The organism is Alteromonas sp. DY56-G5 (assembly GCF_041414725.1).
GTDB lineage: Bacteria > Pseudomonadota > Gammaproteobacteria > Enterobacterales > Alteromonadaceae > Alteromonas > Alteromonas macleodii.
Window position 1 is genome coordinate 24,453 of sequence record NZ_JANHZQ010000046.1, and the last position, 8,337, is coordinate 32,789.

At 45.5% G+C, this 8,337-nt stretch carries 10 protein-coding genes; 7 read left to right on the top strand and 3 right to left on the bottom strand.

Annotated features, from left to right (window positions below; all coding sequences use genetic code 11):
- Positions 1 to 237 precede the first annotated feature (237 nt).
- Genes asd through NO989_RS17960 form a run of 3 tightly spaced genes read left to right on the top strand, consistent with a single transcriptional unit; the run spans position 238 to position 2,789 of the window.
- Complete coding sequence (gene asd / locus NO989_RS17950; protein ID WP_239218066.1) at positions 238 to 1,185, top strand: archaetidylserine decarboxylase; 948 nt, start codon at positions 238 to 240, stop codon at positions 1,183 to 1,185.
- 3 nt (positions 1,186 to 1,188) lie between these two features.
- A complete protein-coding gene (locus NO989_RS17955) occupies positions 1,189 to 2,064 on the top strand; it encodes a DMT family transporter (RefSeq protein WP_014948075.1) in 876 nt (291 codons plus the stop codon).
- Positions 2,065 to 2,096: 32 nt separating this feature from the next.
- Positions 2,097 to 2,789, top strand: a complete 693-nt coding sequence (locus NO989_RS17960; protein WP_371342968.1) for a glycerophosphodiester phosphodiesterase — start codon at positions 2,097 to 2,099, stop codon at positions 2,787 to 2,789.
- A gap of 122 nt (positions 2,790 to 2,911) precedes the next feature.
- Here NO989_RS17960 and NO989_RS17965 read toward each other — a convergent pair whose 3' ends face one another.
- From NO989_RS17965 to NO989_RS17975, 3 genes are all read right to left on the bottom strand, one after another.
- Complete coding sequence (locus tag NO989_RS17965; protein ID WP_014948073.1) at positions 2,912 to 3,340, bottom strand: MerC domain-containing protein; 429 nt, start codon at positions 3,338 to 3,340, stop codon at positions 2,912 to 2,914.
- 155 nt (positions 3,341 to 3,495) lie between these two features.
- Entirely contained in the window at positions 3,496 to 4,404 is a 909-nt protein-coding gene (locus tag NO989_RS17970) for a divergent polysaccharide deacetylase family protein (RefSeq protein WP_371342967.1), read from the bottom strand.
- A gap of 123 nt (positions 4,405 to 4,527) precedes the next feature.
- The gene (locus NO989_RS17975) at positions 4,528 to 5,691 is read right to left on the bottom strand and encodes a murein hydrolase activator EnvC (protein WP_039225056.1); all 1,164 of its coding nucleotides are present in this window, start codon (positions 5,689 to 5,691) and stop codon (positions 4,528 to 4,530) included.
- A gap of 253 nt (positions 5,692 to 5,944) precedes the next feature.
- Here NO989_RS17975 and NO989_RS17980 point away from each other — a divergent pair, with 253 nt between their 5' ends.
- The 4 genes from NO989_RS17980 (at position 5,945) to gpsA (ending at position 8,257) form a co-directional block, all read left to right on the top strand.
- Positions 5,945 to 6,370 carry a rhodanese-like domain-containing protein gene (locus NO989_RS17980; RefSeq protein WP_014948070.1) on the top strand — a complete coding sequence of 142 codons (426 nt, stop codon included), beginning with the start codon at positions 5,945 to 5,947 and terminating at the stop codon, positions 6,368 to 6,370.
- A 12-nt stretch (positions 6,371 to 6,382) separates the two neighbouring features.
- Positions 6,383 to 6,643, top strand: coding sequence for a glutaredoxin 3 (gene grxC, locus NO989_RS17985; RefSeq protein ID WP_014948069.1), 261 nt, complete (start codon positions 6,383 to 6,385; stop codon positions 6,641 to 6,643).
- A 62-nt stretch (positions 6,644 to 6,705) separates the two neighbouring features.
- Positions 6,706 to 7,215 (top strand): protein-export chaperone SecB, encoded by a 510-nt coding sequence (gene secB, locus NO989_RS17990; RefSeq protein ID WP_014948068.1) that lies wholly within the window; start codon positions 6,706 to 6,708, stop codon positions 7,213 to 7,215.
- A gap of 10 nt (positions 7,216 to 7,225) precedes the next feature.
- Complete coding sequence (gene gpsA / locus NO989_RS17995) at positions 7,226 to 8,257, top strand: NAD(P)H-dependent glycerol-3-phosphate dehydrogenase (protein WP_014975504.1); 1,032 nt, start codon at positions 7,226 to 7,228, stop codon at positions 8,255 to 8,257.
- Positions 8,258 to 8,337 lie beyond the last annotated feature (80 nt).

Below are 8,337 nucleotides of genomic sequence, written 5' to 3' on the forward strand. Positions count from 1 at the left end.
AGGTTTCAACCTCACTGGAGCGCTAAACTCATTGGAGCGACCGAAGAAGTACACGCACTACTTACGCGTAATAGCCGTCACTAACTCGGCGATTTATTCTTTTGGTGTGAACCACGTGCTTATGCTTTTGTGTAAGCACTCATAACCCTAAAGTTGCTCTTAATACCACGACTTACTATACAATAACGCTATCTATGCAATGCGTTATTGCTTGCATAAAAGAAACGGAGATATTTTGTGTTAGATTGGCTTAAAGTTAATTTACAATACGTTACACCAAAGCACCTGCTTTCACGCCTTGTAGGCAAACTTGCAGAAGCAGAAATGGGTAGCGTTACGACATTTTTCATCAAGGCGTTTATTAAGCAATACAATGTTGATATGTCAGAAGCGCTGCATGAGGAACCAGAGCATTATAGAAGCTTTAATAAGTTCTTCACCCGCCCTCTTAAACCTGAAGCGCGCACCATTGACGAAAACAATGACGTACTTATCCATGCTGTTGACGGTACGGTAAGTCAGTTTGGCGATATCCATAGCGACAGTATTTTTCAGGCGAAAGGCCATGACTTTAGCCTAACTACATTATTAGGTGGCAAGCCTGACGTAGCTGCGCCATTTAAAAATGGTAAGTTTGCTACCATTTACCTTGCCCCTCGTGATTATCACAGAATTCACATGCCTGTTGAGGGCACACTTACTGATATGCTGTATGTGCCGGGCGAACTTTTTTCGGTAAATCCTCTTACAGCACAAAATATTCCAGGTCTATTTGCACGTAATGAACGCGTCGTGGCGCTGTTCGACACGCCTGTAGGCAAAATGGCGATGGTGCTTGTGGGCGCTACCATAGTGGCAAGCATTGAAACTGTCTGGGCTGGCACGGTTACCCCACCTGCGGGTAAAAACGTTCAGCACTGGTCATATGAAAAAGACAGTGAAGCAGCAGTTTTCCTTGAAAAAGGTGCTGAGCTAGGCCGCTTCAAGCTAGGTTCGACCATTGTGGTGTGTTTCGAAAAAGACATGATTGATTTTGAAGACCTCGCCCCTGGTATGGTTACACGCCTTGGTGAGCCTATGGCGCTTAAATCAACCGCACAGGCTACGGCTAAAGATACGCACGTTAGCGATGAAACAGCCAGTGACGAAAAGAACGAGGCTTCGTCAGAGGGCGCTGACAGCTAATTTATGGATGCTGTTAAAAAAAGCCTGATCTCACTTCATTTCACGGTAATTTTACTTGGTGGTACAGCCCTTTTCTCTCGGCTTGTACCACTTAGCGCCAGTGATATCACTCTTGTTCGTTCAGTATTTGCCTGCATAGCGTTGTTTGCCTTTTTGAAATTGGCGAAGAACAAAATAAAGCTGAATTCAAAAAAAGACTACGGCGTTGCCCTCGGTTTAGGCGTGCTTATGGCACTGCACTGGGTCACCTATTTTGCCGCCATGCAATATGCTGGGGTGTCTGTTGGCATGATTGCCCTTTTTACCTTTCCTGTAATCACGGTACTTATCGAGCCTTTTTTTGAGCGGGTAAGGCTGGTCTGGCAGGATATCGTATCTACAGTTACGGTGGTCGTTGGCGTTTATTTAATAGTGCCAGAGACATCACTGGAAAATGACATTACCCTTGGCGTTCTTATCGGTATTGCCTCCGCCATCTTGTATTCGTTTAGAAATCTTATTCATCGTAAGCACTTCAAGCACTACAGCGGTGCGCAGGCCATGGCGTGGCAAACCTTGGTTATCAGTATTTTAATGCTGCCGGTAGGCAGTGCAGCAATAACCTCAGCGTCTACCAGTTCTTGGCTAATGCTATTGCTTTTAGGTACCGTATTTACTGCGCTTCCTCATGCACTTATTGCTGCGAGCCTACGTCACCTTAGGGCAAAAACGTTTTCGCTCATAGCCTGCATGCAGCCTCTTTATGGCGTTTTCCTTGCTATTATTCTGCTTAACGAAAAACCTGGTTTAAGTGCGTTGTTAGGTGGAATTCTTATTACGTCAGCATCAGTTTATGAAACGCTCAACACGCATAAGTTGCATAATGCAAAAGATGATTAAGCCGTGTTGTGATCTTTAAGGAAGAAATGTCTATGCTCATTTTTGCTCACCGAGGTGCCAGTAAAGCCGCCCCAGAAAACACAGTAAAGGCATTTAAACTGGCTTTCGAACAACGTGCCGATGGCATTGAGTTTGATACCTATCAGCACGAAAGCGACATTATTGTTTTTCACGATAGAACACTTACGCGCAGAGCACGGGAATCCGGCTATTTACTTGACGTACCGTGGCAATCCCTTACAGAAATGGACATTGGGGATGGAGAGCGCATACCGACCCTGACCGAAACACTGAATTGTGTTCCAAAAGACAAGTGGTGCAATATTGAGATAAAACACTTACGCGACGCAGACAGCTGGGTTAAAGACGTTAAAGCGGCGGTACAGCAAAGCGGCATTAATGCTGAAAAGCTACTTATCTCTTCATTTAACCATCACTGGCTTCAAGCTATTGCGCTTAAGTGGCCCGAAGTGAAGATCGGTGCCTTATCTGCAAGCTACGAGCTTGACTGTACGGCAAGCGCCCGGGCTCTGAACGCTTATTCCGTAAACATTGCATTAGACGCCGTTGATAAGCAGTTTGTGCAAACGGCGCAGCAAGACGGATTTGACGTATTCGTTTATACCGTAGATGAGCCGAGAGACATGCTTATGCTCAACGAGTGGGGAGTGACGGGCATATTCACTAACGTGCCCGATGTAGCGCTTAGTGTGTTGTCGCATTAAACCCTACTTTTTCTATGCGAAAAGTCTGTAGAACGCGTATCTAATACATACTCACACTATAAAAAAAACGAGCCATTGGCTCGTTTTTTTAGAATGCTTTTCTTGAAATGCAGCTTAGTTGACTACTTAAATTCAGTTGAAAGGTGGTCTGAAAACACCGTATTCTTGCAGCACTTACATTGTCTACACAATCGCATATTCACCCAGTGGCCGGCTACAATTAGCGCTGCACCTATCGCGATGGTAAAGGGTTCGTAGTGATGCCCAAAAATATCTTTGTGCCAATAAATAGCGCCACCCGTAAACAGCAATGCAAGCGGGTAGTATTTGCCATGATAGCGAATTGCACCGCTAACCAAGGCGACTGCACCTACAATTAACGAAAAGGTTAGTATCGTTCTTTCGAACCACACTTGTGCAAAAAAGCTAGAACCGATCAGCGGCAGCAGAGGCACCAAAACAGGTAGCGCGAGGCAATGCAACGCACACAAGCTCGACACCCAAATGCCAAGTTTGTCTAGTTTTGTTGGATTCTCGTCAATTGGAGTCATTACCCTAATTACCACCGTGAAAAAATGAGTTCGCGAACTATTCGCCAGAGACGTTATATTATAACAGACTCACAGAAATGAGAAACGTTCCCACATTAAATTTTGATCTTAACGAGATGAAAATGAACTAACTACGTATAAAATGGGGAAAAAAGCTATTCGTTTGGCGCTGTGCCTAAGCGCTCAGCAACGCCTTTTTCTGCGGAGCTGTGCATTAGCCCACTGCTGTGTAAGGCATTTTCTTCGGTCATGCTTACCTTGCTATCCTTCACATCGGCGTTATTGAGCGAAGCCGTTTGATCGCGCTCTTTACCAAACTGCTTGGCCACTTTCGGCGCATGTGAAAAATAGTCGGTTACTGAGGTAAGGGTTAAACCTTCTTTTTCAAGTGAGGGTAAATGAGTTTTCAAGAAATCGACGGTTTCTGGGTGGGGATGGCCAATCACCACAACGTGACCATTCTTTTTAGCAATACGTTTCATGTGGTTGAACTGCTTAAGTAAGAATGCAGGCTCAAGCTTATGGTCTAGAAACACCTGTCTGCTCGCGCTAGGCACACCTAGCCGCTCGGCAATTTCTTCACCTTTTGTGAGTGCCGTGGTTCGGCTATCCACAAAAAATAAGCCTTGGCGTTTCACCTCTTTTAAGAGCGCTTCCATTCCTTTTTGCTGACCCGTGAACGCACTTCCCATATGATTATTCACACCAACCGCGTTCGGCACGCTCTTCATTGCCTTGCGCAAATTGTAAGTAATGGCACCTTCAAACATGTCAGTAGTCAATCCAAGGGGCCCCATGTTCTTTCCACTTTGCGCCTGCATAGGCATATGCAGCATAACGGCCCTGCCTTCTTGCTCAGCGCGGAGCGCAATTTCAGAAGCCAGTGGCGTTTGCGGAAGTATAGAAAAGGTAATTTCTTTAGGGAGAGAAAAAGCAGCGACATCGGACGGCCTGTATCCCAGGTCATCTAATATTATAATTATGTCTGACTTTGCTTTTACTTGAAGGCTAATTAGCCCGCATAAAACAAAGATTATACAAGGCATTAGCAGACGCAAAAGCATCTAAGTCACATCCGTTTTTCATCATTATTATTAAGCGCACACTACACAATGCTGTGTTTTTTCTAGAATACCAACAACTGATTCAGTTTCAACTTAGTTTCTATCAATCTAGGATTAACCTGACTAGTCTAGCCAAGAGCTTGGATTTAGCGCCTTGCCTTTATGACGAATTTCAAAGTAAAGGTTAGGATATTCCTGACCACCACTTCGGCCCACAAGGGCTATGCGTTCACCTTGCCTTACATCATCGCCAGCTTGCTTGAGTAACGCCTGGTTGTGACCGTAAACACTCATATACCCTTCGCCATGATCGACAATAGCGACCAGACCAAATCCGCGCAACCAATCGGCGTACAACACTTTTCCAGGCGCAATGCTGTTTACAGGGTCGCCCTCGGCACCATCTATCACAATGCCTTTCCAAGACACTTGACCTTGGCGGCGACTACCAAATAAGTTTCGTATTCTGCCTTTTACAGGCGCTGCCAGCTTACCTTTTAATTTGGCAAGTCCATCCATACTCACTTCGGCTTCACGGGCAGCCCGTTCTGCGGCAATCCGCGCAGCTTCAATAGCGTCTTTCAGCGCTTTTTCATCAGCTTGTAGCGACGCAATACGCTGGTTTTCAGAGGCTATGGTTTTGTTTATTTTCTTAAGCGTTGCTTTTCTATCGTCTTGGCGGGTTATAAGTACTGCTCGCTGACCTTCTTGCTCATCTTTCAAAGCGGCAAGTGACAAGGCTTTTTCGCTAAGCTCTGCGTTAACTTCTTCAAGCCTAGCAACATTGCCCCTAAAGCTCTCAATCTCTTTTTGGCGCGCTTTTGCCACGTATTGATAATAGGTAATGACACGCTCGAAGGTTCGCGCGTCATCTTGGTAAAACAGCATTTTTGCATAGTCGTAATGCCCCGCCATAAATGCACTTTTAAGCTGGCTCGATAAAAGTGACTGCTGTTTACGGATAGCCGTTTTAAGCCCTTCTTGTTCTTCTTCGAGCTTCGCTTGTTCTTGCTCAATATTTTTAAGTGACTGTCGGGTGCTGGATAGTGCTTTCGCCACTTTAGCGATTTCGAGTTCAGAGGCCTTCAGCACATTTTCCAATTCCTGTGCACTGGCTCTATTGTTCTCTAATACTTGCTGTCGAGCGCGCAATTCGGCCTGTAACTCAGCTAATTTTTCTTTTTGACTATTCGCACCGCCTTCTTGTGCAATAGCACTACTTCCAATCGGCATAATTGCAAGGGCAACTATGCACCCAATGATTGAAAGAAATAATCGTACTGACATACGTGCGCCTAGAACCTTAACTTTTTCATTGATGACTTAATGTGTTTCATCGTTGCTGTTAACAACGTTTTCCAGTGTATCTGACGCTCCTCCATATGCCCAGTGCAATTTGTTCGTAATATCAATCATCTAAAGTATTTAGCGCAAACCCGCTATGACTGACATTCATCATACTGAAAGGTAAGCTGGTTTCTCGCCCATTTTTCTATATACTTTGCACTCTTTTCATGGTCTGTAGACAGGGTTAGAGGTAATGGATCAACTAATTGAATTTGCTAGCAACAACTTTATTCTTGCTGGTATTTGGGTTGCGCTGATTGCCATGTTGATATTTAGCTATATCAGTGCATGGACATCTTCAGTAAAAGAATTAAGCACGCACGAAGCAACGGTTTTGATGAATAAAGACGATGCGATAGTGCTAGATACACGCCCTGCGAAAGAGTTTAAAGCTGGCCATATTTTGGGTGCCAGACAAATTAAACCTGAAGAGTTGCGTGAGAAAAACTTCAAGAAACTTGAAAACAGTAAAGACAAACCCATTATCGTAGTATGCGCTATGGGTAATCAGGCTCGTGGTACAGCAAATGCGATGCTTAAAGATGGTTTCGCGAATGTGAGTGTATTAAAAGGCGGAATGAACGCGTGGCAAAGTGCCAGCCTTCCCGTTTCTAAATAACAGGTAACCTTTATGAGCAAAGTAGAACTTTACACCAAGGGCCACTGCCCTTACTGCCACCGTGCAAAAGCATTGCTAACGCAAAAAGGTGTAGAATTTATTGAATACCCAATAGATGTTAAGCCTGAACTGCGCGACGAGATGATTGAACGCGCAAACGGCGGCTGGACTGTTCCGCAAATTTTCATTGACGATCAGCACGTTGGTGGCTGTGACGATATGATGGCTTTGGAAGCACAAAGCAAACTAAATCCAATGTTGGGTTTGGCGTAAAGCGTCAGCGCATACAGCAACGCACTACATTAAATTAAAACGACAATTAAATAGGAAATACCATGGCTGACGAAAATCAGACAAATAACGGCGAAGCAGCGGGCGCACAAGCGCAACAGAGTGCTCAGTTCAATATTCAGCGCATCTACACAAAAGACATTTCTTTTGAGTCTCCAAACGCGCCAGCTATTTTCACTAAAGAGTGGAAGCCTGAAATTAAGCTAGACATCGACACTAGCACTAACAAGCTAGAAGAAAATGTATTTGAAGTTGTACTTTCAGTTACCGTTACGGCAACGCTTGGTGAAGAAACAGCATTCCTTTGTGAAGTGCAACAAGCAGGTATCTTCGCTATTGGCGAAATGCCAGACCAAAACAAAGCGCACACGCTGGGCTCGTTCTGCCCGAACATGCTTTTCCCATATGCGCGTGAAACCATTTCTAACTTGGTTAACCGTGGAACATTCCCTCCACTTAACCTAGCGCCTGTAAACTTCGACGCTATCTTTGCAGCTTACGTGCAAAAACGTGCACAGCAAGCGCAGGGCGAAGCGCCAAAAATGGACGCCTAATTAGGTGAACATGAAAGGCGTGGACATGAAGTCGCATTCGGTTTCAGAGTCTGTTTCAGTATTAGGGGCGGGGTCTTACGGCACCGCCCTTGCTTTTTGTCTTGCCAGAAATGGCAACCCCACACTGCTTTGGGGCCGTGATGAAAAGCACATTGCCGAAATGGAAGCGAACCGAGAGAATGCTCGTTATCTTCCAGGCGCAACATTTCCAGATGCCCTAGTGGTAAATGCCAACTTAGAAGAAGTGGTAGCCGCCAGCCAAGATATTTTAGTGGTTGTACCTAGCCATGCATTTGCAGCCATGCTTCAAAGCTTAAAGCCATTGCTTAAACCGCATCAACGCATTATTTGGGCGACCAAAGGACTTGAGCCAAAAACGGGCCGTCTGCTTCGCGATGTGGCAGAGGAAATACTGGGTACCGACTATCCCCTAGCCGTGTTATCAGGCCCTACTTTTGCTAAAGAAATGGTAGCAGGCTTACCTACTGCAATTTCGCTGTCTTCCACTGACGATACGCTGAGTGACGAGTTTGCAGCAAAGCTGCATTGCGCAAAGTCGTTCAGAGTATACAAAAACTCAGACTTTACTGGCGTTCAGCTTGGTGGTGCGGTTAAAAACGTTATCGCTATAGGCGCGGGTTTAGCCGATGGCCTTGGCTTTGGTGCAAACGCGCGAACGGCGCTGATCACCCGAGGTTTAGCAGAGCTTACCCGTTTGGGCGTGAAGTTAGGAGCCAACCCAGAGACCTTCATGGGCATGGCAGGCCTTGGCGATTTAGTTTTGACTTGCACCGACAATCAATCGCGCAATCGTCGCTTTGGGCTGGCTTTGGGTCAAGGCAAGAGTGTCGATGTTGCTATTGACGAAATCGGACAAGTGGTTGAGGGATATCGCAACACTGAAGAAGTGCACATTTTATCTAAGAAAGTAGGCGTAGAAATGCCAATTTGTGAACAAATTTATGCTGTGCTTTATCACGGAAAATCCCCTAAAGAGGCGGCCTTAGCCCTGCTTGGTCGAGACCTCAAAAAAGAAGCCTAATGCACATCGAGTAGGGTGAGGCGTCACCGCCTCATCCCTCTCACAGAACCGTACATACGGGCCTCGTATACGGCTCATGT

What these genes read in the sequence shown, in the direction of transcription:
- NO989_RS17955 (WP_014948075.1), top strand. Translation starts at nt 1,189, where the DNA reads ATGGATGCTGTTAAAAAAAGCCTGATCTCACTTCATTTCACGGTAATT.
- NO989_RS17960 (WP_371342968.1), top strand. Translation starts at nt 2,097, where the DNA reads ATGCTCATTTTTGCTCACCGAGGTGCCAGTAAAGCCGCCCCAGAAAAC.
- NO989_RS17965 (WP_014948073.1), bottom strand. Translation starts at nt 3,340, where the DNA reads ATGACTCCAATTGACGAGAATCCAACAAAACTAGACAAACTTGGCATT.
- NO989_RS17970 (WP_371342967.1), bottom strand. Translation starts at nt 4,404, where the DNA reads ATGCTTTTGCGTCTGCTAATGCCTTGTATAATCTTTGTTTTATGCGGG.
- NO989_RS17975 (WP_039225056.1), bottom strand. Translation starts at nt 5,691, where the DNA reads ATGTCAGTACGATTATTTCTTTCAATCATTGGGTGCATAGTTGCCCTT.
- NO989_RS17980 (WP_014948070.1), top strand. Translation starts at nt 5,945, where the DNA reads ATGGATCAACTAATTGAATTTGCTAGCAACAACTTTATTCTTGCTGGT.
- grxC (WP_014948069.1), top strand. Translation starts at nt 6,383, where the DNA reads ATGAGCAAAGTAGAACTTTACACCAAGGGCCACTGCCCTTACTGCCAC.
- secB (WP_014948068.1), top strand. Translation starts at nt 6,706, where the DNA reads ATGGCTGACGAAAATCAGACAAATAACGGCGAAGCAGCGGGCGCACAA.
- gpsA (WP_014975504.1), top strand. Translation starts at nt 7,226, where the DNA reads ATGAAAGGCGTGGACATGAAGTCGCATTCGGTTTCAGAGTCTGTTTCA.